General features: G+C 71.6%; 18 protein-coding genes. 9 read left to right on the plus strand and 9 right to left on the minus strand.

Annotation, left to right across the window (positions count from 1 at the left end; all coding sequences use genetic code 11):
• Window positions 1–603: 603 nt before the first annotated feature.
• On the plus strand, window positions 604–2,088 hold the full coding sequence (locus ACIBAE_RS17250) for a UDP-N-acetylmuramoyl-L-alanyl-D-glutamate--2,6-diaminopimelate ligase (protein ID WP_399285720.1): 1,485 nt from the start codon (window positions 604–606) through the stop codon (window positions 2,086–2,088).
• 41 nt (window positions 2,089–2,129) lie between these two features.
• Entirely contained in the window at window positions 2,130–2,915 is a 786-nt protein-coding gene (locus ACIBAE_RS17255) for a YqjF family protein (protein WP_399285722.1), read from the plus strand.
• Between the two features lie 109 nt (window positions 2,916–3,024).
• Here ACIBAE_RS17255 and ACIBAE_RS17260 read toward each other — a convergent pair whose 3' ends face one another.
• Window positions 3,025–4,020, minus strand: a complete 996-nt coding sequence (locus tag ACIBAE_RS17260) for an alpha/beta fold hydrolase (protein WP_399285724.1) — start codon at window positions 4,018–4,020, stop codon at window positions 3,025–3,027.
• Window positions 4,021–4,308: 288 nt separating this feature from the next.
• On the opposite strand from ACIBAE_RS17260, the gene ACIBAE_RS17265 reads away from it, so the two are divergent.
• On the plus strand, window positions 4,309–5,274 hold the full coding sequence (locus ACIBAE_RS17265; RefSeq protein ID WP_399285726.1) for an SDR family NAD(P)-dependent oxidoreductase: 966 nt from the start codon (window positions 4,309–4,311) through the stop codon (window positions 5,272–5,274).
• A 106-nt stretch (window positions 5,275–5,380) separates the two neighbouring features.
• Here ACIBAE_RS17265 and ACIBAE_RS17270 read toward each other — a convergent pair whose 3' ends face one another.
• On the minus strand, window positions 5,381–6,409 hold the full coding sequence (locus ACIBAE_RS17270; protein WP_399285728.1) for a LacI family DNA-binding transcriptional regulator: 1,029 nt from the start codon (window positions 6,407–6,409) through the stop codon (window positions 5,381–5,383).
• A 267-nt stretch (window positions 6,410–6,676) separates the two neighbouring features.
• On the opposite strand from ACIBAE_RS17270, the gene ACIBAE_RS17275 reads away from it, so the two are divergent.
• The 6 genes from ACIBAE_RS17275 (at window position 6,677) to ACIBAE_RS17300 (ending at window position 15,398) form a co-directional block, all read left to right on the plus strand.
• Complete coding sequence (locus tag ACIBAE_RS17275; protein WP_399285730.1) at window positions 6,677–7,984, plus strand: ABC transporter substrate-binding protein; 1,308 nt, start codon at window positions 6,677–6,679, stop codon at window positions 7,982–7,984.
• A gap of 197 nt (window positions 7,985–8,181) precedes the next feature.
• Window positions 8,182–9,195: a carbohydrate ABC transporter permease gene (locus ACIBAE_RS17280; RefSeq protein ID WP_399285732.1), complete on the plus strand. Its 1,014-nt coding sequence runs from the start codon at window positions 8,182–8,184 to the stop codon at window positions 9,193–9,195.
• Window positions 9,196–9,213: 18 nt separating this feature from the next.
• Window positions 9,214–10,140 (plus strand): carbohydrate ABC transporter permease, encoded by a 927-nt coding sequence (locus ACIBAE_RS17285; RefSeq protein ID WP_399285734.1) that lies wholly within the window; start codon window positions 9,214–9,216, stop codon window positions 10,138–10,140.
• Between the two features lie 89 nt (window positions 10,141–10,229).
• Complete coding sequence (locus ACIBAE_RS17290) at window positions 10,230–11,720, plus strand: GH1 family beta-glucosidase (protein WP_399285736.1); 1,491 nt, start codon at window positions 10,230–10,232, stop codon at window positions 11,718–11,720.
• A gap of 279 nt (window positions 11,721–11,999) precedes the next feature.
• Window positions 12,000–13,949, plus strand: a complete 1,950-nt coding sequence (locus ACIBAE_RS17295) for a protease pro-enzyme activation domain-containing protein (protein WP_399285738.1) — start codon at window positions 12,000–12,002, stop codon at window positions 13,947–13,949.
• Window positions 13,950–14,135: 186 nt separating this feature from the next.
• Window positions 14,136–15,398, plus strand: coding sequence for an NAD(P)/FAD-dependent oxidoreductase (locus ACIBAE_RS17300; RefSeq protein WP_399285740.1), 1,263 nt, complete (start codon window positions 14,136–14,138; stop codon window positions 15,396–15,398).
• A gap of 56 nt (window positions 15,399–15,454) precedes the next feature.
• Here ACIBAE_RS17300 and ACIBAE_RS17305 read toward each other — a convergent pair whose 3' ends face one another.
• From ACIBAE_RS17305 to ACIBAE_RS17335, 7 genes are all read right to left on the minus strand, one after another.
• Window positions 15,455–16,606, minus strand: coding sequence for a serine hydrolase domain-containing protein (locus ACIBAE_RS17305; RefSeq protein ID WP_399285742.1), 1,152 nt, complete (start codon window positions 16,604–16,606; stop codon window positions 15,455–15,457).
• 98 nt (window positions 16,607–16,704) lie between these two features.
• On the minus strand, window positions 16,705–17,694 hold the full coding sequence (hypE, locus tag ACIBAE_RS17310) for a hydrogenase expression/formation protein HypE (RefSeq protein ID WP_399285816.1): 990 nt from the start codon (window positions 17,692–17,694) through the stop codon (window positions 16,705–16,707).
• A gap of 106 nt (window positions 17,695–17,800) precedes the next feature.
• Window positions 17,801–18,943 (minus strand): hydrogenase formation protein HypD, encoded by a 1,143-nt coding sequence (gene hypD, locus ACIBAE_RS17315; RefSeq protein WP_399285744.1) that lies wholly within the window; start codon window positions 18,941–18,943, stop codon window positions 17,801–17,803.
• Window positions 18,940–19,344, minus strand: a complete 405-nt coding sequence (locus ACIBAE_RS17320; RefSeq protein WP_399285746.1) for a HypC/HybG/HupF family hydrogenase formation chaperone — start codon at window positions 19,342–19,344, stop codon at window positions 18,940–18,942. Before ACIBAE_RS17320 ends, hypD begins: the two co-directional genes overlap by 4 nt.
• Before the next feature lie 30 nt (window positions 19,345–19,374).
• Entirely contained in the window at window positions 19,375–21,822 is a 2,448-nt protein-coding gene (hypF, locus tag ACIBAE_RS17325) for a carbamoyltransferase HypF (protein ID WP_399285748.1), read from the minus strand.
• Window positions 21,819–22,685: a hydrogenase nickel incorporation protein HypB gene (gene hypB / locus ACIBAE_RS17330; RefSeq protein WP_399285750.1), complete on the minus strand. Its 867-nt coding sequence runs from the start codon at window positions 22,683–22,685 to the stop codon at window positions 21,819–21,821. The genes hypF and hypB overlap by 4 nt, the downstream gene beginning before the upstream one ends.
• On the minus strand, window positions 22,669–23,091 hold the full coding sequence (locus ACIBAE_RS17335; RefSeq protein ID WP_399285752.1) for a hydrogenase maturation nickel metallochaperone HypA: 423 nt from the start codon (window positions 23,089–23,091) through the stop codon (window positions 22,669–22,671). Before ACIBAE_RS17335 ends, hypB begins: the two co-directional genes overlap by 17 nt.
• Window positions 23,092–23,202 lie beyond the last annotated feature (111 nt).

The raw sequence follows: 23,202 nt of genomic DNA on the forward strand, positions 1-23,202 counted from the left end.
AGGGCATCTGACGACACGCGTTCCCAGGACGTTTCCGGGGCGGGCCGCCGTGTGCGGCCCGCCCCGGCGGCGCGTCCGGTGGCGGGAACCGGCTGTCGCCGCCCTTCGTGCCCGCCGGAGCGGAGCCGGGGCCGTCCCACCGGCCGTACACTCCAGGCATGGGTTGTCCACGTGCGGTGAGGGAGTGCCTGCGACAGGCTCCCTGCGCGCTGTGCGCGGCCGCCGCGAGCCCGGTGGCCACCGGCCCGCGCTTCCCGCGCGCACCGGAAGCCCGCTGCCGCGCCCTGCACGGCCACGGCTAGCACCCTGACGCGGCTGTTCCGGCCGGCCGGCCCCGGCCCTTCGGTTCCACTCCAGCCCGGCTCCACCCACCCCGTTCCCTCCCACCGGCTCCAACTCAACGGCCCGGCCGACTGATTCCGGCCGCCCGTGGAGTGTTCCCGCCGCCCGCTCACTCCCGTAACCCCGCAGGGCCGTCCCGTACCGGGCCGTCCCCGGCGCACGGCACGCCCCCCATCCACTCCCGCGACGCCGCCGCGCGCCGTCGGCGCCTCCGCGGCGACCGCCGGGACCCGGCCGCGCCGTACCTTCGAGAGGACCCCTGTGAAGTTGAGCGAACTGCTCACCGGGCACGACCACGAGATCCTGCGGGGCGATCCGGAGACGGCGATCACCGCGGGTCCCTGCTTCGACGCGCACCGGGTCACCCCCGGCTCCCTCTTCATCGCGGTCCCCGGCCACCGCGAGGGCGGGCCCGAGTCCATCGGTCCCGCGCTCGCCCGGGGCGCGGTCGCGGTGCTGGTCGACGGCGGCGCGCCGGAGCCGCCCGCTTCGGTGTGGGCATCGGCCGGCGCGGATGTCTGCGTGGTGCGGGTACGCGACACCCGTACGACGGCCTCGGCCGTCGCCTCCCGCTACCACGGGGATCCCGGCCGGGCGATGGACATGGTGGCCGTCACCGGCACCAACGGGAAGACCTCGGTCTCGTACATGGTGGAGTCCGTGCTGCGGCTCGCCGAGGGCGCCACGGTCGGGGTCATCGGGACCGCGGGCAGCAGGATCGCCGACGAGCCGATCCCCATGCCACGGTCCGTACTGAGCACCCCCGAGGCGCCGGACTTCCAGTATTTGCTGGCGCGCATGCGGGACCGCGAGGCCGGCACGGTGGTGCTGGAGGCCACCTCCATGGGCCTGTTGACGCACCGGGTGGACCACGCGTACATCGACGTCGGTATCTTCACCAACCTGACGCAGGATCACCTGGACGACCACGGCACCATGGAGAACTACCGGGACGCCAAACTCCGGCTGTTCCAGGGACTCTGCCGGCGCGCGGTGGTCAACGCCGACGATCCGGTGGGCGCCGGGATCGGGGCGCTGATGCCCGGCGCGGTGACGACGTACGCCCTCGACGCCGAGGCGGACTACCGGGCGACGGACCTCACCATGGACGCTCTCGGCACGCGGTTCACCCTCCGGCACGCGGGGCGCAAATACCCGGCGGCGATCCCCGTGCCCGGCCGGTTCTCGGTCGCCAACGCCCTGGCCACCGTGGCCGCCTGCCATCTCCTCGGGCACGATCTGGCGGGCCTCGTCGGCGCACTCGACCGGATGCCCCCGATCCCGGGCCGGTTCGAACGGTTCGAGACCCCGAGCGGTACCTCCGTCATCGTCGACTACGCGCACTCACCGGACTCCCTGGACAAGGTGCTCTCCACCATCCGTGACTTCGCCCGGGGCCGGATCATCACCGTCTTCGGCTGCGGTGGCGACCGGGACACCACCAAGCGCGCCCCGATGGGCGAGATCGCCGGGACCTATTCCGACCTGTGCGTCCTCACCTCGGACAATCCGCGAGGCGAGGACCCCGAGGTGATCCTGGACCAGATCGCCCCGGGCCTGACGGCCACCGGCACCCCGTTCGAGCGGTTCGCCGACCGCCGCCGTGCGATCGGCTTCGCGCTGTCGGCCGCCGGTCCCGACGATGTCGTGCTGGTCGCGGGGAAGGGCAGCGAGCCGTACCAGATCGTCGGCGAGCGGCTGATCCCGTTCAGCGACATGGCGACGGTGCGCGAACTCGCCCGGTAGCGCGCCTGTCTCCGCGACGCCGGGGGTGCGATGCTGGGGGAGTGCCGCCCCCACCAGCCGGCGATCCGGAACCGGTCACGGCCGACCCGCCCCGGGCCGAGCCGAAGCCCCTGCTCACGCAGTCGTGGCTGGATCTGGCGTTCCTGCACTGGGCGGTCGACCCGGCGCGGGTGGCCCCGCTGCTGACGCCCGGCACGGTCCCCGACACCCTCGACGGGGTCAGTTACGTCGGCCTGATCGCCTTCCGGATGCACCGGATCGGATGGTTCCGCCTTCCCGGCATCCCGTACCTGGGCACCTTTCCCGAGACCAACGTCCGGCTCTACTCGGTGGACGGCCAGGGGCGCCGGGGTGTCGTCTTCCGCTCGCTCGACGCCGCCCGCCTGCTCCCGGTGACGGTCGGCCGCGCGGCCTTCCGGCTGCCGTACGTCTGGTCCCGTATGACCGTCGACCGCGACGGCGACACCCTCACGTACACCAGCAGGCGGCGCTGGCCCGGGCCCCGGGGCGCGTACAGCAGGATCGGCCTGCGGATCGGGGAACAGGTCGGGGAACCCAGCGCCCTGGAGCACTTCCTCACCGCCCGCTGGGGGATGCACACCGCCGTCCTCGGCCGCCCCCTGTATCTGCCGAACACCCATCCGCGGTGGCCGCTGCACCGCGCGGAGCTGACCGAATGCACGGAGGACCTGCTGGCGGCGGCGGGTCTGGCCGCGCCCGACGGCGATCCGGTGAGCGTGCTCTACTCGCCCGGCGTCCCGGTCCGCTTCGGTCGCCCCGCCCGCGCCGGTGGCCCCCCGGCCGCGCGCGTCCCGCCCTCGCGCTGAGCCGGTGCTCAGCGGTCCCGGGGCCCGGGGGCCCGCACCGCCGTGCCACGTCGGCCGGTGTCCGGGGGCGGCCCCGGCGCGGCGAGCGGGGGCGCGGGGTGGACCGGGGTCATGGCGTGGGGGAGGCGACGGCCGTTCCCAGGGTCTCGGGGGCGCTGCAGTACGACAGCCCCTCCAGCGGCCGGTCGGTACAGAAGCGCGCCACGAGGTCGGCGAAGTCCGCGATCCGCTCCACCGGCGCCAGATGGTCGGTCTCGTCGATGGTCAGGAACCGCGCCTCGGGCAGCCGCGCGGCCACTTCACGTCCCATCGCGGGCGTGCACAGCGTGTCGTGCTCACCGGTCACCACCAGGCTGGGCACGGCGGGCACCGGCTCCGGCCGGTACCACTCGTGCCGCATCAGCCGGGTGTTGTGCTCCGCCGACTTCCGCAGCTGCTCCGGATTCTGCCCGGCGATCTGCTGATAGACCAGCCGGGACACGGCGGCGTGCTTACGGACATGTCCCGTGCCGGGCGGCGACATGAAACGGTCCGCCAGCTCACGGGCGATGGTTTCCGTCTCCCCCCGGTCGATCATCACGGACCAGCGCTCCATCGCCACCGCGTAGTCCGCCGGGATCCGGGTGGTCATACCGACCAGCAGCAACCGCGCGAGCATCCCGGGGTAGTGCTGGGCGAAGCGCACGCCGACGGCGCCGCCGTAGCAGGCGGCGACCAGATTGACGCGTTCCACCGCGAGTTCGGTGAGGAGGTGCCGGACGGCGGCGGCGAGGAAGTCGACACCGTACGTGGCGGGCAGGAAGTCCGCCGTGCCGTAACCCGGCAGGTCCACCGTGATCACCTGCCCCAGCGGACTGAGCCATTTCTCGTGCCGCGTCCAGGAGTTACGGTCCTGCGAGGAACCGCCCAGCACCAGCATGGGCTCGGTCAGCGGATCGCCGTGGTGGACCACCCGGCAGGTGTAACGGAAGCCGTCGAAGGTGAGGTCCCGTTCCTCCACCCGGCGGGCCGCGCCGCTCTCGCTCCCGTCGGTCGCCTGCCACGGGATCAGCGGCTGCGCGCGGGGGATTTCCTGGTCCTGGGCGAGAACGGCATCGATGGACATGGGTGGTGACTCCAGAGCTCCGGAACGGGCAACAGCTTCCCTGCCTAGCAGTTGGCCCCGTGCAACCGGGCATCACTGACCCGATCGTGGGCGGTTCGCGCCCCGGGACCCGCTGAGGGATTCGACACTCGCTCAGCTGGACCGGAAGTGACGCGCCGGGCCCGCTCCCGCAACGAGGGCGACGGCGTGCGGCGTTTGTGGCGCGCGTGCCCCGCCTGAGTGAATCCGGCCGAAGCCCCGGCCGGTGCGCTTGACTTGGAGCGCGCTCTCATTCGTAGCCTTCGGGGCATGACAACGCCCCAGCACAGGATCGGATCAGGGTTCGGAGCCCGCAGCACGGCGGAGGACGTCCTGCACGGGATCGACCTCACCGGAAAGCTCGCCGTCGTCACCGGCGGCTACTCGGGCCTCGGCCTGGAGACCACCCGCGCGCTCACCCGCGCCGGCGCCCGGGTCGTCGTGCCCGCCCGGCGGCGCGCGACAGCGCGGGAGGCGCTCGACGGCGTCACCGGGGCGGAGGTCGACGAGCTCGACCTCGCCGACCTCGACAGCGTCCGCGCGTTCGCCGAGCGGTTCCTCGCCTCGGGCCGTGCCATCGACATCGTCATCAACAACGCGGGCGTCATGGCGTGTCCCGAGACCCGGGTCGGTCCCGGCTGGGAGGCGCAGTTCGCGACCAACCACCTCGGCCACTTCGCGCTCGTCAACCGGCTCTGGCCGGCGATCGCGTCCGGCGGGGCGCGCGTCGTGTCGGTCTCGTCGGCCGGCCACCGCAATTCCGGCATCCGCTGGGACGACGTCCAGTTCGAGCGGGGCTACGACAAGTGGGCGGCGTACGGCCAGGCCAAGACGGCCAACGCGCTGTTCGCCGTCCACCTCGACGCACTCGGCCGGGAGGCCGGCGTACGGGCGTTCTCGCTGCACCCCGGCGGCATCCTCACGCCGCTCCAACGCCATCTGCCCCAGGAGGAGATGGTGGCGGCCGGCTGGATCGACGAGGACGGCAAACCGCTGAACCCGTCCTTCAAGTCACCGGAGCAGGGCGCGGCGACCCAGGTGTGGGCGGCGACCTCACCGGAACTCGACGGCGCGGGCGGTGTCTACTGCGAGGACTGCGACATCGCGGAACCGGCGGGCGACGGCGAGTTCACCGGCGGCGTACGCGCCTACGCGACCGACCCCGGACAGGCCGCCCGCCTCTGGGACCTCTCGGCCGCGCTGACCGGGGTCGACGCCTTCGCGACGTCGCCCTGACGGCTCCCCGCGCCTCACCGCTCCCGCTGGTGAGGCGCGGGGCCGCTGGTGAGGCGCGGACTCGGTGGTGAGGCGCGGGGCCTGAGGTCCCGCCGCCACCCGGACGTCAGGTCGTCCGGCGCACCGTCAGTGTGGTCGGCAGCGTGAGGTGCCGGCGGGGCACGGTGGGGTCGTTGATCTCGTTCAGGAGCAGCCGGGTGATCGAGCGTCCGATGTCCTCGGACGGCTGGTTGACGCTGGTCAGGGGCGGAACGGTGTGACGGGCGATGATCGAGTCGTCGAATCCGATGACCGCCACGTCATCGGGAACACGCCGTCCCCACTCGCGCAGTTCGGTCAGCGCACCGGCGGCCATGACATCGGACGCGGCGAAGACCGCGTCGATGTCCGGTCGCCGGGACAGGAGCTGACGCATCGCGGTGCGGCCCCCCTCCTCGGTGAAGTCGGCGGGGGCGATGAGCGATTCGTCCGGCTCGTCACCGTTCTCGGCCATGGCGTCACGCCATCCCCGGAGACGGCTGTCGCCGACATCCATGTCGAGCGGTCCGGTGATCGTGGCGATAGTAGTACGTCCCTGACGGAGCAGATGACGCACGGCCTGCGCCGCCCCGCCGACGTTGTCGGAGTGGACGTGGCTGAGTGGCTCCTCGGCCGAACGGCGGCCCGCGAGGACCGTCGGAATCTGCATCTTCTCCAGGAACGCCGGCAGCGGGTCGTCGCGGTGGACCGAGACCAGCAGCACACCGTCGACCCGCTGCGCCTCCACGAACCGGGTCAGCCGGTCCAGTTCGCGCTGATCGCGTACGAGGATCAACAGCAACTGCATCTCGGTGTCCACGAGTTCGGTGCTCACGCCGCGGATGACGGCGGAGAAGTACGGCTCCGCGGCCAGTCGGCTCTCCGACTCGGGAATCACCAGCGCGATGGCGTCCGTCCGGCTGGTGACCAGGCTCCGGGCGGCGGGATTCGGCACGTAGTTGAGCTCCGCGACGGCCGCCTCGACGGCGGCGCGGGCCTTGGCGCTGACGCCGGGGGCCCCGTTGACGACCCGGGAGACCGTTCCCCGGCCCACGCCCGCCAGTTGGGCGACCGCTTCGAGAGTGGGTCTCCGGCCTTGCCGGTTACGGCTGTTCATCACGTCTCCTGACTCGATCCCCCGGCGCGGCCCGACGCGCTCACGTGGAGATTGTGCTCGGTCGCCGACGACCCGGCGGTCCGGGCCGGTGCTCGGACACATTCGCGCAACGGAAGCGACTTCCTCCCTTGACACGGCCGGGTGTTGGCGGAGAGTCTTCCACAACCCGTTGGGAGCGCTCCCAGTTTTCTTCAGGACGGGTCTCTCGTTCCACTCAACCGTGAGCCGCAGCATGCGCAAAGAAGCGCTGCTGCAAGGAGGAAGCACATGGGCACCGCCCGTAACCGCTTCGGTTCCACCCTCGCATCCGTCACCGCGGCTGCCGTGTCCCTCGTCCTCGTCACCGGCTGCGGAAGCGGCAGCGATTCGGGCAAGGCGCGTACCAAGGACGGCAAGACCGTCATCAGCATGGGCCTGTTCGGGGTCATGGGGTTCAAGGAGACGGATCTCCTGGACCGTTACATGAAGGAAAACCCGGATATCCTGATCGAAGCCGACATCGCCGGTGACGAGCAGACGTACTACACGGCGCTGCAGACGCACCTCGCCGCCGGCAGCGGCCTGAAGGACATTCAGGGCATCGAGATCGGCCGCGCCAAGGAGCTCGTCGACACCCGCGCCGACAAGTTCGCGGACCTGTCGAAGACCGAGGGCGTCGATCACTTCCTGCCGTGGAAGGAGAGCCAGGTCACCACCAAGGACGGCAAGGTCCTGGGACTCGGCACGGACATCGGCCCGATGGCGGTCTGCTACCGCAAGGACCTGTTCGAGCAGGCCGGACTGCCCACCGACCGCGACGAGGTCGCGAAGCTGTGGGAGGGCGACTGGTCGAAGTTCGTCCAGGTCGGCCGGGACTTCAAGGCCAAGTCCAAGGACAGCAAGGTGTCCTACATGGACAGCGCCAGCGGTGTCTTCAACGCGATGATCTACGGCGATGAGAAGCAGTTCTACGACACCGACGGGAAGCTCATCTACCAGGACAACCCGGTCGTCAAGCAGGCGTGGAGCCTGGCCACCGACGCCGCGACGTCCGGACTGACCGCGCGGCTGCGTCAGTTCCAGCCCGGCTGGGACCCGGGCCTGGCCAACAGCACCTTCGCCACCACCGTCTGCCCCGCCTGGATGCTGGCACACATCAGCGAGAAGGCCGGCCCCGCGAACAAGGGCAAGTGGGACGTCGCCAAGGCCCCCAAGGGCGCCAACTGGGGTGGCTCGTTCCTCGGTGTGATGGAGAACAGCCCGGTCAAGGAAGAGGCCAAGAAGCTCATCGCGTGGCTGACCGCGCCCGAGCAGCAGGCCTACCTCTTCGACAAGCTCGGTAACTTCCCGTCCTCGAAGACGGCGCTCGACATGCCCGAGGTCACCGGCGGCAAGTCCGCGTACTTCAGCGACGCGCCGATCGGCCAGATCTTCGGTGCGGCGGCCAAGGAGATCCCGGACACGCAGGTCCTGGGCCGCAAGGACGGCTCCATCAAGGACACCTTCTCCGCGGGTATCCAGCTCGTCGAGCAGGGCAAGAGCGCCGACGAAGCGTGGAAGACGACGGACGAGCGCATCCAGAAGCTGGCGCGCTGACCCCGACCGGTCCGCTCAGCCGAGCAGACCTGACCGGCGGACCTGATCCGACCTGACCCTGATCGGTTCCCCGGTCGGAGCCGTACCGGCGGCCGGCGCTCCTAACTCCGGCCCGGCCGCCGGGACGGTCCTTCACCGAGCTCACGTCACATCCCACCCGCACCGTCTCACTGATCACTCCACGGAAGGAAGCCCGCGTGGCCACCTCCACCACGGCAGCCCCTACGGGCGGGCAGCCGCACCCCGCGTCAGCCGGTCTCCCCGGAAAGGGCGGCGCCGGCGGCGGGGACACCCGGCAGTCGCGGCGCAACCTCCTCCACCGCCTGGACCTCGGCACGGTGCCGTACACGTTCATCGCGCCGTTCTTCCTCATCTTCGCGGCCTTCGGGCTGTACCCGCTGCTGTACACGTTCTGGATCTCGCTGCACCGCGTCGAGCTCTCCTCCATGGACATGATGGAGTGGCGCGGGCTCGCCAACTTCACCGAGCTCTTCGAGGACGACAAGTTCTGGAACGCGCTCAGCAACACCTTCACCATCGGGGTCATCTCGACCGTTCCGCAGCTGCTGATGGCCCTGGGCCTGGCGCACCTGCTGAACTACACGCTGCGGGGGTCGGTGTTCTTCCGGGTCGCCGTCCTGACCCCGTACGCGACCTCCATCGCCGCCGCCGCGCTCGTCTTCACCATGCTCTTCGAGCGTGACTTCGGCATGGTCAACTGGGTTCTCGGTTTCTTCGGAGTCGACGGCCTCGACTGGGAGAGCCAGAAGTGGCCCGCCCAGTTCGCCATCTCCACCATCGTGATCTGGCGCTGGACCGGCTACAACGCGCTGCTCTACCTGGCCGCGATGCAGGCGATCCCGAAGGACCTCTACGAGGCCGCGTCCATCGACGGGGCCTCGCGCTGGCAGCAGTTCCGCACCGTGACCATCCCCGGGATCAGCGCCACGATCATCTTCACGATCGTGCTCTCCACGATCGGCGCGACCCAGCTCTTCGGCGAGCCGATGATCTTCGGGCAGGGCCCCAACGGCGTCACCGGCGGCGCCGACAACCAGTACCAGACGCTGGGACTGCTGCTCTACGAAGAGGGATGGAAGAACTACCAGATGGGCCGCGCGGCGACGATCGCCTGGGCCATGTTCCTCATCCTCATCCTCATCTTCGTCCTGCAGCGCGTCATCGCGCGCCTCAAGTCCCGTACGTCCTGACCAGGGAGCAGCAGTCCCATGACCACCGACATCGCACCAGTCAGGGCGGACGCACGCGACCTGACCCCTCCCGCCACGAAGCCTGACCGGCGCCGGCTCGGCCGGGTCCTGCGCCCGGGCGCCGGCCGCCAGCACCACGCGGGTCCTGTCGCCTACGTCCTGCTCGGCCTCGCCGCGCTGGTCTCCCTCTTCCCGCTGTACTGGACGATGGTGGCCGCCTCCACGGACAACACGCGGGTGGCGCAGACCCCGCCGCCGTTCCTGCCGGGGCCGAACCTGTTCAAGAACCTCTCCCGGGCGTGGCAGGAAGCCGCGATGGGCCAGGCGATGATCAACAGCCTCATCGTGGCCGGAGTGATCGCCCTCTCGACGGTCTTCTTCGCCACGCTGGCCGGCTTCGCCTTCGCCAAGCTCCGCTTCAAGGGGCGCAACATCCTGCTGATGCTGGTCATCGGCACGATGATGGTCCCGCCGCAGCTCGGCGTCGTCCCGCTGTTCATGATGATGGCCGACCTCGGCTGGGGGCAGTCGCTGCCCTCCGTCATCTTCCCGACGCTCGTCAGCGCGGTCGGCGTGTTCTTCATGCGCCAGTACCTGAAGGAAGCGCTGCCGGACGAGCTGATCGAGGCGGGACGCCTGGACGGCGCGCACTCGCTGCGCATCTTCTGGAGCATCGTCCTGCCGATCGCCCGGCCCCCGATGGCCGTGCTCTTCATGATCACCTTCGTGCACGCCTGGAACGATTTCTTCTGGCCCTTCATCGCGCTGGACATGACGAACCCGACGGTTCCGGTCGCACTTACCCAGCTCAGCGCGGGTTATGTGCGCGACCAGTCGGTGATCATGGCCGGCGCGCTGCTCGGCACGCTGCCGCTGCTGGCGATGTTCATCGTCTTCGGGCGTCAGATCGTGGGCGGCATCATGCAGGGCGCCGTCAAGGGCTGACCCCGCTCGGCGGCCCGCGTCATGCCGCCGGCGTCCTGACGCCGCAGACGTCCTGACGCCGCCGACCTGACCCCTCTTGCCTCATTAGTATGAAGCCGTATGTACCAGTTCGACATATTGTGGAAGGACCCTTCGTGGCTACCTCAGCACCCAACACCGGGCACGCCCTGGACTCCACGGCCCCCCTGAGCTTCCAGCCGGACTTCCTCTGGGGCACCGCGACCGCCGCCTACCAGATCGAAGGCGGCGTCCACGAGGACGGCCGCACGCCGTCCATCTGGGACGTCTTCTCCCGCACCCCCGGCCGGGTGCGCAACGGTGACACCGGCGACATCGCCACCGACCACTTCCACCGCTGGCCCGAAGACATCCAGATCATGTCCGACCTGGGTGTCGGCGCCTACCGGCTCTCGGTGTCCTGGCCCCGCGTCCAGCCCACCGGCAGCGGTCCCGCCTCCGAGAAGGGGCTGGACTTCTACCGCCGGCTCACCGACGGTCTGCTGGAGAAGGGGATCCAGCCGGTCGTCACCCTCTACCACTGGGACCTGCCCCAGCACCTGGAGGAGGCCGGCGGCTGGCCCGAGCGCGAGACCGCCTACCGCTTCGCCGAGTACGCGGGCATCGTCGGCGACGCCCTCGGCGACCGCGTGAAGACCTGGACGACCCTCAACGAGCCGTGGTGCAGCGCGTTCCTCGGATACGGCTCCGGCGTGCACGCCCCCGGTCGTACCGACCCCGCGGACTCCCTGCGCGCGGCGCACCACCTCAACCTCGCCCACGGTCTCGCCGTCAAGGCGCTGCGCGACCGGCTGCCGGCCGACGCCAAGGTGTCCGTCACGCTCAACCTGCACCACGTGCGGCCGCTGACCGACAGTGCCGAGGACGTGGACGCGGCCCGCCAGATCGACGGCACGGCCAACCGGGTCTTCACCGGACCGATGCTGCACGGCGCCTACCCGGCCGACGTCATGGAAGACACGGCGCACATCACCGACTGGTCGTTCGTCCAGGACGGCGACGTCGAGCTCATCAACCAGCCGCTGGACTTCCTCGGCGTCAACTACTACTCGCCGACCCTGGTCTCCCGCCACTCGGGCCCGGCCGTCCACGGCTCCGACGGCCACGGCGCCAGCGAGCACAGCCCCTGGCCCGGGGCGGACAGCGTCGCCTTCCACCAGACCCCCGGCGACCGGACCGCCATGGGCTGGACGATCGACCCGAGCGGTCTGTACGAGCTGCTGCTGCGCGTCAAGAAGGACCACCCCGACCTGCCGGTGATGATCACCGAGAACGGTGCGGCCTTCGACGACTACGCCGCCCCCGACGGTGAGGTGCGCGACCCGGAGCGGATCGCCTACCTGCACAAGCACCTGACCGCCGTCCACCAGGCCATCGAGTCGGGCGTCGACGTCCGCGGCTACTTCCTGTGGTCGCTGCTCGACAACTTCGAATGGTCGTACGGCTACGGCAAGCGCTTCGGCACGGTGTACGTGGACTACGCGTCGCAGCGCCGGACCCCGAAGTCCAGCGCCAAGTGGTACGCGAAGCTGACCCGCAGCAACGTCCTGCCGGCGGAGTAATCCGGCAACCGGCCCAGGAGCAGGACCAGGTACGGCCCCCGAGCACTAGAACTCAAGCACGGCTCGGGGGCCGTACCCCGTCCCGGCCCCCTGTCCCTGTTCCCGGCCCCCAAGTTCCCGTCCCAGCTGGGCAGTTGAGCTGCGCATGGCATGTCCTTGATGGTCCTTTGGCCAACACATGTCCCCCTGATGAACAGTTGATCGACAGAGTGACTCCTTGCGTGTGGCTGCCAACTACCGTTCCCGCCACCCGCGTTCACTCACATCGCAGGGGGTTACATGAGATCCAGCCGACCGCGCCTGCGCGCCGGACTGACCTGGGCGGCGACACTGCCGATGGTCGCCGGCGCTCTCGCACTCGGCATCCCGTCCGCGGGCGCCGACACCGGCCCCGCCGGACGGGACGCGCTCCAGGGCACCAAACCGCTGTGGGCGACGCAGCAGGCCGACCGGGGCAGCGCCTCCGACGCCGCCCAGGTCACCGCCCGCGTCTACTTGGCGGGCCGGGACGCCGCCGGGCTGGCACGGTTCGCCGCCGAGGTGTCCGACCCGGACTCCGCCTCGTACGGCACGTACCTGAGCGCGAAGGAGGCCGACGCCCGCTTCGGCGCCACGAGCGCGCAGACGGCCCAGGTCACCGCCTGGCTGAAGGCGGCCGGGCTGAAGGTGACCGGCTCCAACCGCCACTACCTGACGGTGACCGGCGCAACGGCCGCCGTGGAGAAGGCGTTCTCCACCCAGCTCCACAACTACGCCAAGGGCAGCCGGACCTACCGCGCCCCCGAGGTCACGCCGTCCGTGCCGCAGTCGCTGCACGGCGCCGTCCTGACCGTCACCGGTCTCGACAACGCGCCGCACCAGGCCCACCACGACGACACGCTGCCGCCTCCGGACTCCGTCTTCCGTAACGCCGGGCCGTTCTCCACCTACTACGGCTCCAAGACCGACAAGAAGCTCCCCTCGGCGTACGGCGCGAAGGCCCCGTACGCGATCAAGGGCTACACCGGCAAGCAGCTGCGCGCCGCGTACGGCGCCAAGAACGTCACCGGCAAGGGCGTCACCGTCGCCATCACCGACGCGTACGCCTCGCCGACCATCGTCCAGGACGCCAAGAAGTACGCCGGGCGCAACGGCGACCAGGCGTACCGCAAGGGCCAGCTCACCCAGGTGCTGCCCGCCGACTACAACAGCACCGAGGAGTGCGGCGCGTCCGGCTGGTACGGCGAGGAGACCCTCGACGTCGAAGCCGTCCACGCGGTCGCCCCCGACGCGGACATCGTCTACGTCGGCGGCGCCTCCTGCTTCGACGACGACCTGCTGGACGCGCTCGGCACGATCGTGGACGGCCGGCTCGCCGACATCGTCTCCAACTCCTGGGGCGACCTGGAGTCCAACGAGACACCGGCCTCGGCGGCCGCCTACGACCAGGTGTTCCAGCGGGGCGCCGTCGAGGGCATCGGCTTCTACTTCTCCTCGGGCGACTCCGGCGACAACGTCGCCTCCACCGGGACGAAGCAGGTCGACATGCCGGCCAACTCGGCCTGGGTGACGGCCGTCGGCGGCACCTCGCTCGCCGTGGGCAAGAACGACAAGTACCAGTGGGAGACCGGCTGGGGCACGCTCCGCGCACCCCTCTCGGCGAACGGCTCGACCTGGGAGGGCTTCCCCGGCCCGTACACCTCCGGCGCGGGCGGCGGCACCAGCGCGACCGTGGCGCAGCCCTACTACCAGCAGGGTGCCGTCCCGGACTCGCTCGCCAAGGCCAACGGCAAGGCCCGCAAGCGCGTCGTCCCCGACATCGCGGCCGTCGCCGACCCGAACACCGGCTTCCTCGTCGGCCAGACCCAGACACTGCCCGACGGCTCGCTGGGATACGACGAGTACCGCATCGGCGGCACGTCACTGGCCGCGCCGGTCATCGCGGGCGTCCAGGCGCTGGCACAGCAGGCGCACCACGGCCTGCCGATCGGCTTCGCCAACCCCGCGATCTACCAGCGGTACGGCACGTCCGCGTACCACGACGTCACCGACCACCCGCTGGGCACCGGAAGCCAGTTCGCCGTCGTACGCAATGACTTCGCCAACGGCGCGGACGACGCGGACGGCATCATCACCTCGCTGCGCAGCCTCGGCAAGGACAGCTCGCTGTCGGCGGTCGTCGGCTACGACAACGTGACGGGCGTCGGCACCCCGACCTCCGGCTACGTCACCTCGTACCGCAAGCGCTGAGCACGTGAGCTTCCCCCGCGCGGCGTCCGGCGCCACCGTGTGCCCGGCGCCGCGCGGGGGATGACCCCTCGGGGGATGACCGTCCCGCGCGGTGGGGGTCCTCGTCCGGCCGCCCACCCTGCGGGTACCGCCCCCTCCTGACACCATCGGAAGGGACGGACCCACAGAGCGGGAGGCGGGACGCGCGTGCCGGACAACCAGCGGCTTCGGCCGGATGTCCTCGTGATCGGAGCCGGCCTGGCGGGCCTCGCCTGCGCCACCGATCTGATCGGCGCCGGGCTGTCCGTGCGCGTCCTGGAATCCTCCGACGCCGTGGGCGGCCGGATGCGGACCGACCGGTACCAGGGCTTTCTGCTCGACCGCGGTTTCCAGGTCTTCAACACCTCCTACCCCCAGGTCAAACGCCGCCTCGACCTGCGTGCCCTGCGCCCGCACCCCTTCACCCCGGGCGCACTCGTCCACACCGACCAGGGGCGGCTGCGGTTCACCGACCCGACCAGACGTCCGCTCGCCGGCGCCGATCTGCTGCCCGGGCGGCTCGCCTCGGGGCGCGACCTGCTGGCGCTCGGGCTGCTGACCGCCCGCGACACGCTCGGCCCGGTGGGCGCGCTGAAGCGGCGGGAGGACCGGACGACGCTGACCGCGCTCGCCGACGCGGGGATCTCGTCCGAGCTGACCGAGACGTTCTTCCGGCCGTTCCTGTCCGGGGTGTTCCTGGAGGACGAACTGGAGACGTCCTCGCGCTTCTTCCACCTCGTCTGGCGCAGCATGGTGCGCGGCACCCTCTGTCTGCCCGCGGCGGGCATCGGTGCCGTGCCCGCCCAGCTGGCGGAGCGGCTGCCCACCGGGACCGTCCGTCCGGAGACCCCCGTGCGCACGCTCACGGACACCGGCGCGCTGACCGACGACGGGACGCCATGGGAGGCGGACACGGTCGTGGTGGCGACCGGGCCCCGCGCGGCGGCGGGACTGCTCCCCGGCCTGGACATCCCGGACACCCGCACGGTGACGACGTACTACCACGCGGCCTCGGTCCCGCCGCTGCGCGAGCCGACACTCCTCGTCCACGCCGGCCGCCGGTTCCTGAACACCTGCGTGATCAGCGAGGTCGTGCCCGGGTACGCGCCGGCCGGCCGGGCCCTGGTCGCCACCTCCGTGCTGGGCCCGGACCGGCCGGGACGCGAAGCCGTGCTCCGCGCCGATCTCGCCGAGGTGTACTACACACCGACGAGTGACTGGGAGTCACTCGCCGCGTACACCATCGAGGACGCGCTGCCCGCGATGCCCGCGCCCTGGCCGCTGTCCCGGCCGGCCCGGATCGCTCCGGGGCGGTACGTGTGCGGTGACCACCGCGCCACCGGCTCCGTCCAGGGCGCGCTCGCGTCGGGGGCGCGCGCCGCCCGGGAGATCCTGGCGGCGCGGGCGGCCCGGCCGAGCGCGGCGCTCTGACCGGTCCCCAGGACCGCACCCGTCCCCCACGTCGGTCGACGTCGGTCGGACGCCGGTCAGGCGGCGGCCAGCGCGGCGTACGCTGCGGCGATGACCGACTGGCCGCGCCGGTCGCCCGCACCGCTCTTCAGCGCGTTGGGCGCGTACGCCACACTCATCCGGGCGTCCAGGTCGGCGATGGCGACCGAGCCGCCGAGACCGCCCCATATGCAGGCGCGTTCGTTGGGGGAGAAGGGCGCCGCCGGCGAGTTGAGGCCGTATCCCATGCCGTAACGGACCGGAGCGCCGGTGTAGTGGTTGACTCCGTCGAACTGGACGTCGAAGACCCGGTCGGCGACGGCCGGGGACAGCAGCCGGACGCCGCCGGACTCCCCGGCACAGGCGAGCACGGACAGCACGGAGGCGATCGCGCCGGCCGTCCCGTAACCACTCGACGCGGGTATCTCGGCGCGGCGCCAGCCGGTGGACTCGAATGCCTCCGCGCTGAGCGGCGGATTGGTGAGTACCTTGTCCAGCTGACCGGCGAGTTCGGGCGTGAGTCCGTCACCGGGCGGCGGTCCCTCGAACAGCGCGGGGTCCACGCGGTAGCGCGCGATACGGGCGTCGTCGCCCGGACCGACGCCGATCCGGAAGTCCGCCCCGAGCGGTCCGGCCAGCCGGTCGCGGAAGAAGGCGCCCAGGGACCGGCCCGAGACCCGCCGGACGACCTCACCGACCAGGAACCCGAACGTCATCGCGTGATAACCCCACGCCGTACCGGGCTTCCACCAGGGCGCCTGAGCCGCCAGCAGCCCGGTGACCCTCTCCCAGTCCTCCAGGTCCCCGACCGCCAGCGCCTCGTCCCAGGACGGCAGGCCGACCGTATGGCCCATCAGATGCCGTACGCGCACGTCGGCCTTTCCCGCCGCCGCGAACTCCGGCCAGTAGCGGGCCACCGGCGCCCCGAAGTCCAGCGCGCCCTCGTCGGCGAGCAGATGGGCGCAGAGCGCCGTCATCATCTTCGTGGTCGAGAACACCCCGACCACGGTGTCCGCCTGCCACGGGCGGCTCCGCGCCGGGTCCGCCCAGCCGCCCCAGAGGTCCACGACCGGCACCCCGTCCAGCCAGACCGAGACGGACGCCCCCAGGTCCTCGCCGGTCAGCAGGCCGGCCAGCGCGGTACGGACGGGGGCGAACCGCTCGTCGCAGAATCCGTGGGTCTCCGTCATCAGGACTCCTTCCGCCGGCCGCGCAGGCGCGCGCCCGGTGCTCGACGGTACGGCGGCCACGCCCGCCCTGACGAGCGTGGCCGCCCTGCGACGAACGTTCAGCAGATGCGCGGGAGTTGCTCACCCAGGGGCACATCCACGACCCGCGTCCCGCCGAGGCCGGTATTCGCCACGACCATGCCGGGATGGTCCGCCGTGCAGCTGCCGATCACCACCGACTCGCGCCCGTGCGGGTGCGCGCGCATCGCCGCGAGCACCGCGTCGGCGTGCTCCGGCGGCACGAACGCCACGAGCTTGCCCTCGTTGGCCACGTACAGCGGATCGAGGCCGAGGAAGGCGCACGCGTTGGCGACCGCCTCCGGCACCGGCAGCGCCCGCTCCTGGAGCGTGATCCCGACGCCGGCCGCCGACGCGATCTCGTTCAGCGAGGTCGCGAGGCCCCCACGGGTCGGGTCGCGCAGCACATGCAGATCCGCGCAGGCGGCCAGCATGGCCTGGACGAGCGAGGCCAGCGGCGCCGTGTCGCTCTCGATCTCCACCCCGAACTCCAGGCCCTCGCGGACACTCATGATGGCCACGCCGTGCGCGCCGATCGGACCGCTCACGATGACGACATCACCCGGCGCGGCACGCCCCGGGCGGATGTCGACACCGTCCGGGATCAGCCCGATGCCCGCGGTGTTGATGAAGATGCCGTCACCGTGCCCCGCGTCCACGACCTTCGTGTCGCCGGTGGCCACGACCACCCCGGCCGCCCTGGCCGCTGCTCCGAGCGCCTCGGCGACCCGGCCGACCGTGGCCAGTTCGACGCCTTCCTCCAGAATGAAACCGCAGGACAGATAGGCGGGGCGGGCACCCATCATGGCCAGGTCGTTCACCGTTCCGTTGACCGCGAGATCGCCGATGCTGCCGCCCGGGAAGAACAGCGGGCGCACCACGTACGAGTCGGTGGAGAAGGCCAGCCGCGCGCCGCCGAGGGTGAACGTCGCGGAGTCGCCGAGCTGGGCGAGGAGGTCGCCGCCGAAGGCCGGAGCGAAGAGATGCTCGACCAGTTCGGCGGACAGCTGACCGCCGCCACCGTGCCCCATGACGATTTTCTTGTGGTCACGCAGCGGGACGGGACACGTCCACCCGGAGAAGTCCGGCACCTCGGCGGTACCGGCGCCCGCCTCGCTCTCCCGGATCCCGGTCGTGTCAGCCAACGGAAGTCACCTCTTCCTGCGTACCGGCGACGGCCGCCGGGTCCGGTGCCGACAGCCTGCGGTACAGGTAGTACGCGGCGCAGGCGCCCTCGCTCGACACCATCGTGGCGCCGAGCGGATTGCGCGGGGTGCAGTCCGTGCCGAACGCCTCGCACTCGTGCGGCTTGATCAGCCCCTGCAGCACCTCGCCGCTGCGGCAGACCGTGGACTCCTCCGTGTGGATGCCGGTGACCGAGAAGCGGTACTCCGCGTCGTAGTGCCGGTACTTGGGCGCCAGCCGCCAGCCGCTCGCCGGGATCATGCCGATGCCGCGCCACGCCCGGTCGGTGACCTCGAAGACATCGTCGAGCATGGCCATGGCGGCCGGGCTGCCCTCCGCCTGGACGGCCCTCGGGTAGGCGTTCTCTACGGTGTGTTCGCCGGCCTCCAGCTGGCGCACGGCCCGGCGGATGCCCTCCAGGATGTCCAGCGGCTCGAAGCCGGTGACGACGACGGGCACACGGTGCCGTTCGGCGATCTCGGGATACTCACCGAGGCCCATGACGGTGCAGACGTGGCCCGCGGCGAGGAACGCCTGGACCCGGCAGTCGGGTGAGTTCATGATGGCGTCCATCGCCGGGGGGACGCGCACGTGCGACACCAGCAGACTGAAGTTCTCGATGCCGAGCTTCATCGCCTGGTAGACGGTCATCGCGTTGGGCGGGGCCGTCGTCTCGAACCCGATCCCGAAGAAGACCACCTGACGGTCCGGGTTCTCCCGGGCGATCGTGAGCGCGTCGAGCGGCGAGTAGACCACCCGTACGTCCGCGCCTTCGCTCTTGACCTTGAACAGGTCCCGGCCGCTGCCCGGCACGCGCAGCATGTCGCCGAAGGAACAGAAGATCACGTCAGGACGGGAGGCGATCTCCAGCGCCTTGTCGATGGTCTCCAGCGGCGTCACGCAGACCGGGCAGCCGGGCCCGTGGATGAGTTCGATGCCGTCCGGCAGCAGCTGGTCGATGCCGTGGCGGATGATCGAGTGGGTCTGGCCGCCGCAGACCTCCATCAGCGCCCAGGGGCGGGTGACGGTCGCCCGGATGTCGTCGAAGAGCCGGCGGGCCAGGTCGGGATCGCTGAACTCGTCCAGGTACTTCATCGGAGCGGCTCCTTCGGGAGGTCGGAATTGGGGGTGGCGGGCCGGGCGGCGTCCGGTTTCGGCGGAAAGGCCGGACCTCCGGGTGACGGCGTGCCTCCGGGTGACGGCGTGCCGCCCGGACGGTCGGCGCCCGCCTCCTTCGCGGCCCGCCCCCACGGGTCCCCGAACTCCTCCTCCAGGACGCCCAGATTCTCGAACAGTGCCAGCGTCTGCTTCGCGGACTCCTCGTCGAGCCGCTGCAGCGCGAAGCCGACGTGCACGATCGCGTAGTCACCCACCCGCATCTCCGGCACGTACTCCAGACAGACCTCCTTGACGACTCCGCCGAAGTCGACGTGTGCCATCCGGGTCCCGTCGCGCTCCTCGATGTCCAGCACTCTGCCGGGCACAGCAAGGCACATGCTTCCTCCGTAGGTGTCAGGTGTCAGACGTCAGGTGGGGGTGGTAGTGCGGGGAGGGCAGGGGGCGGCTCGGGCGGCCACCATCAGCTGGCCCAGCGCCAGCCCGCCGTCGTTCGGCGGCACCCTGCGATGCCGCAGCACGGTGAATCCGTCCTCCGCCAGCGGCCGCGCGCAGCCGGCGCTCAGCAGGGCGTTGCAGAACACCCCGCCGGTCAGGGCCACGGTGGCCAGTCCCGTACGGTCACGGGCGGCCCGGCACAGGTCGTGCACCAGACGGGTGACCGCGCCGTGGAAGCGCGCGGCCACCACCCCGGGCTCCGCCCCCGCGCGTACGTCGGCGGCGGCGGCGGCCAGCACCGGGCCGGGATCGGCCACCAGCGCCGCGCCGCCGGCCGGTCCGGGCAGCAGAGCGAACCGGTAACGCTCCCCCCGCCCGCCACCGGGACAGGGATCCCCGGCCGCCACCGCCGCGTTCTCCAGCTCCATGGCCGCCTGCGCCTCGTACTCCACCCGGTGGCAGATGCCCGCGAGCGACGCGACGGCGTCGAACAGCCGTCCCATGCTGGAGGTGGGCACGCAGCTGACGGACCGTTCGAGCTGCCGCTCCAGCAGCAGCCGTTCGCCCGGGGGGCACGCGGTGACACACGGCAGATCGTCCGACCACGCCACGCCCGCCGCCCGCAGATGGGACAGCGCCATGCGGTACGGGTTGCGGACGGCCGCGTCGCCGCCGGGCAGCGGGACGTACGCCAGCTGGGCGAACCGCTCGAAGCCGTCGTAGTCCGCCAGCAGCACCTCACCGCCCCAGACCGCGCCGTCGTCGCCGTACCCGGTGCCGTCGAACGCCACCCCGATCACCCGGGCCGAGCCGTCCAGACCGTGCTCGGCCATCGCGGACGCCACATGCGCGTGGTGGTGCTGCACGTGCCGCACCGGGCGGCCCCGGGCGCTGCGGGCGGCCCACCGGGCGGAGCGGTATCCCGGGTGCCGGTCGGCGACCAGCACCCGGGGAACCACCGAGGTCAGCTCCGACAGGTGCCCGACGGCGGCCTCGAAGGCGGTCAGCGTCGCCAGATCGTCCATGTCCCCGACATGCGCGGACAGCCAGGCATATCCGCCCTCCGCGACACAGAAGGTGTTCTTCAGATCCCCGCCGACCGCGAGCGCCGGTTCCACGGGAACGGGCAGGGCGACCGGCAGCGGGGCGTAGCCGCGCGAGCGGCGCACCGGGAGTTCCTGGCCGTCGACGATCCGCACCACCGAGTCGTCGCACGGCACACGCACCGGCCTGTCGTGCGTCAGCCAGGCGTCCGCCAGACCGGCGAGCCGGGTCAGCGCCTCCCGGTCGTCGGTGACGATGGGCTCACCGGACCGGTTGCCGCTGGTCATCACGAGCACCGGCGGACCCTCCGGATCGCCGGGCAGGCCGAGCAGCAGCTGATGCAGCGGGGTGTACGGCATCAGCACACCGAGATCGGGACTGCCGGGCGCCACCTCGGCGCAGACGACCGGGGGAGCGCCGGCGCGGCGGCGCAGCAGCACGACGGGCCGCCGCCGGCCGAGCAGCAGAGCGCGCTCCTCGGGACCGGTGAAGGCGAGCCGCTCCACCGTCTCCAGGGAACCCGTCATCACCGCGAACGGCTTCGCGCCCCGGTTCTTGCGCTCGCGCAGCGTCCGTACGGCGACGGGGTCGGAGGCGTCGCAGGCGAGGTGGTAGCCGCCCAGCCCCTTGACCGCGACGACGGCCCCCGCCGCCAGCAGCCGACGCGCCTCGGCGAGCGCGTCCTCGCCCGTCGGCGCGGGCGTGCCACGCTCCCCGGTGACCAGGCTCAGCCGGGGGCCGCAGGCGGGGCAGGCGAGCGGCTGGGCGTGGAAGCGCCGGTCCGCCGGGTCCTCGTACTCCCGGGCGCAGTCGGCACAGAGCGGGAAGCCGGCCATCGTGGTCCGTGCCCGGTCGTACGGAAGCCCCGTGACGACGGTGAACCGGGGCCCGCAGTGCGTACAGCAGATGAAGGGGTGACGGTAGCGGCGGTCGGCCGGGTCCGCGAGCTCGGCCAGGCACGCGTCGCAGGCCGCCATGTCGGGGGAGACCAGGGTGCGGCCGGGGCCGCCGGCCGAAGGGCGGATGGTGAACCCGCTGCCCCCGGCCGCCGGGACACTCCGGTGCCGCACCGACTCCACCACGGCGAGCGGCGGCGCGTCGGCGGCCAGCCGCGCGCAGAACGCCACCACGTCCGGGGCCGGTCCCTCCACCTCCGTCTCGACCCCGTCCGCGTTGTTGGTGACCCACCCCGTCAGGCCCAGCTCGCTGGCGAGCGTGTACACGAACGGCCGGAAACCGACACCCTGGACGACCCCGCGCACCACGACATGACGGCGTTCGCGCGGGACGCCGCGCGCGCCGGGGGGTACGGGAGGACAGGTGCCGGAAGCCGGTGAAGCCGTGGACGACGACGCGAGGGTGACGGGTCGCGTCATGGCGCCTGAGCCGCTCCGCGCACGGCGGTCGCCGGATGTGCGGGGCCGTCAGGACCGCCGTCGTGGTGGTGCCGGCCGTCGTGGTCGCTGTGGTCGCCGTGGCTGTCGCTGCCGTCGGCGCTGTCGGCGCTGTCGTCGCCCTCGTGCTCGTGACGGTGGTGCAGATACCGCTCGTGCTGATGCGCCAGCACCGGCTGGTGGACGGGGATCCCATCGGCGCACCCGAGGATGAAGGCCAGCAGCTCGTCCACCCCGGCGCCGGTCCGCGCCGAGGTCTCCAGCACCGGCACCCCCGGATTCACCTGCTGGACGTTCCGGTGGAACGCCTCCCCGTCGAATTCGACCGCCGCCGCGATATCGGTCTTCGTGATGACCACCAGATGGGCGAGGCCGAACGCCGTCGGGTACTTGAGCGGCTTGTCCTCGCCCTCCGTCACCGACCCCAGCACGATCCGCAGGGTCTCCCCGATGTCGTACGACGCGGGGCAGACGAGATTGCCGACGTTCTCCACGAACAGCACGCGGGTGCCCTTCGGGAGCCAGCCGTCCAGATGGCCCCGGAGCATCCCGGCCTCCAGATGGCAGAGCCCGTCGGTGAGCACCTGCTTGACGGGTGCTCCGGCGCGCGCGAGGCGCTGCGCGTCGTTCTCGGTGGCCAGATCGGCGGTCACCGCGGCGACGGACGTGCCCGCCGCGACGGCCCGGGCGAGCAGCAGCTCCAGCAGGGCCGTCTTGCCGCTGCCGGGGCTGGACAGCAGATTCACCTCCGCCGTGCCCCGCGCGGCCAGATGCTCACGCAGTTCCAGCGCGCTGGCGTCGTTCTTGGCCAGTACGGCCTGACGCAGATCAACCACTCGGCACATGGGTTGCCTCCTCGGGCGTACCTCGATCGTCGCCGTTGACCCCGTGAGCCGCATCCGAGGAATCCGTGAGGACGACCTCGGCGATCTCCAGCTCGCGCCCCGACAACAGCTCGGTCAGCGGGCGGGCGCACTCCTCGCACCACAGCATCGGCGGCACACCGACCTCGCTCTCCCGGCCGCACGCGGCGCACCGGGCCCGGCCGGGGACGGTGTCCACCTCCAGCCGCGCGCCCTCCAGAACGGTGCCCTCGCCCGCCAGGCCGAAGGAGAAGCGGAGCGCTTCCGGTACGACGCCCGCCAGTTCGCCGATCCGCAGCCGCAGTGACGAGACGTGCCCGCCCCCGTTCGCCCGTACGGCTTCCTCCACCTGGGCGACCACGGCGGTGGCGATGGACAGTTCATGCACGGATCTCACCTCGTTCCGGCGACAAGCGACGGCTGGCCCGCCCGCTCAGGGCTGGTTAGCGTGGAAAAAGGTACGAGCGGCACCGTCGCACGGCCACGTCAGGAGACTCCT

Origin of the sequence: Streptomyces sp. NPDC051569 (assembly GCF_044454085.1) — a bacterium.
Lineage (GTDB): Bacteria > Actinomycetota > Actinomycetes > Streptomycetales > Streptomycetaceae > Streptomyces.

Excerpts from the sequence above, each read along its gene's own strand:
- ACIBAE_RS17295 (WP_399285738.1), top strand. The coding sequence starts at position 12,000 with ATGAGATCCAGCCGACCGCGCCTGCGCGCCGGACTGACCTGGGCGGCG.
- hypE (WP_399285816.1), bottom strand. The coding sequence starts at position 17,694 with ATGGGGCACGGTGGCGGCGGTCAGCTGTCCGCCGAACTGGTCGAGCAT.
- hypF (WP_399285748.1), bottom strand. The coding sequence starts at position 21,822 with ATGACGCGACCCGTCACCCTCGCGTCGTCGTCCACGGCTTCACCGGCT.
- hypD (WP_399285744.1), bottom strand. The coding sequence starts at position 18,943 with ATGAAGTACCTGGACGAGTTCAGCGATCCCGACCTGGCCCGCCGGCTC.
- ACIBAE_RS17260 (WP_399285724.1), bottom strand. The coding sequence starts at position 4,020 with ATGTCCATCGATGCCGTTCTCGCCCAGGACCAGGAAATCCCCCGCGCG.
- ACIBAE_RS17320 (WP_399285746.1), bottom strand. The coding sequence starts at position 19,344 with ATGTGCCTTGCTGTGCCCGGCAGAGTGCTGGACATCGAGGAGCGCGAC.
- ACIBAE_RS17285 (WP_399285734.1), top strand. The coding sequence starts at position 9,214 with ATGACCACCGACATCGCACCAGTCAGGGCGGACGCACGCGACCTGACC.
- ACIBAE_RS17275 (WP_399285730.1), top strand. The coding sequence starts at position 6,677 with ATGGGCACCGCCCGTAACCGCTTCGGTTCCACCCTCGCATCCGTCACC.
- ACIBAE_RS17265 (WP_399285726.1), top strand. The coding sequence starts at position 4,309 with ATGACAACGCCCCAGCACAGGATCGGATCAGGGTTCGGAGCCCGCAGC.
- hypB (WP_399285750.1), bottom strand. The coding sequence starts at position 22,685 with ATGTGCCGAGTGGTTGATCTGCGTCAGGCCGTACTGGCCAAGAACGAC.
- ACIBAE_RS17305 (WP_399285742.1), bottom strand. The coding sequence starts at position 16,606 with ATGACGGAGACCCACGGATTCTGCGACGAGCGGTTCGCCCCCGTCCGT.
- ACIBAE_RS17270 (WP_399285728.1), bottom strand. The coding sequence starts at position 6,409 with ATGAACAGCCGTAACCGGCAAGGCCGGAGACCCACTCTCGAAGCGGTC.
- ACIBAE_RS17290 (WP_399285736.1), top strand. The coding sequence starts at position 10,230 with ATGAAGCCGTATGTACCAGTTCGACATATTGTGGAAGGACCCTTCGTG.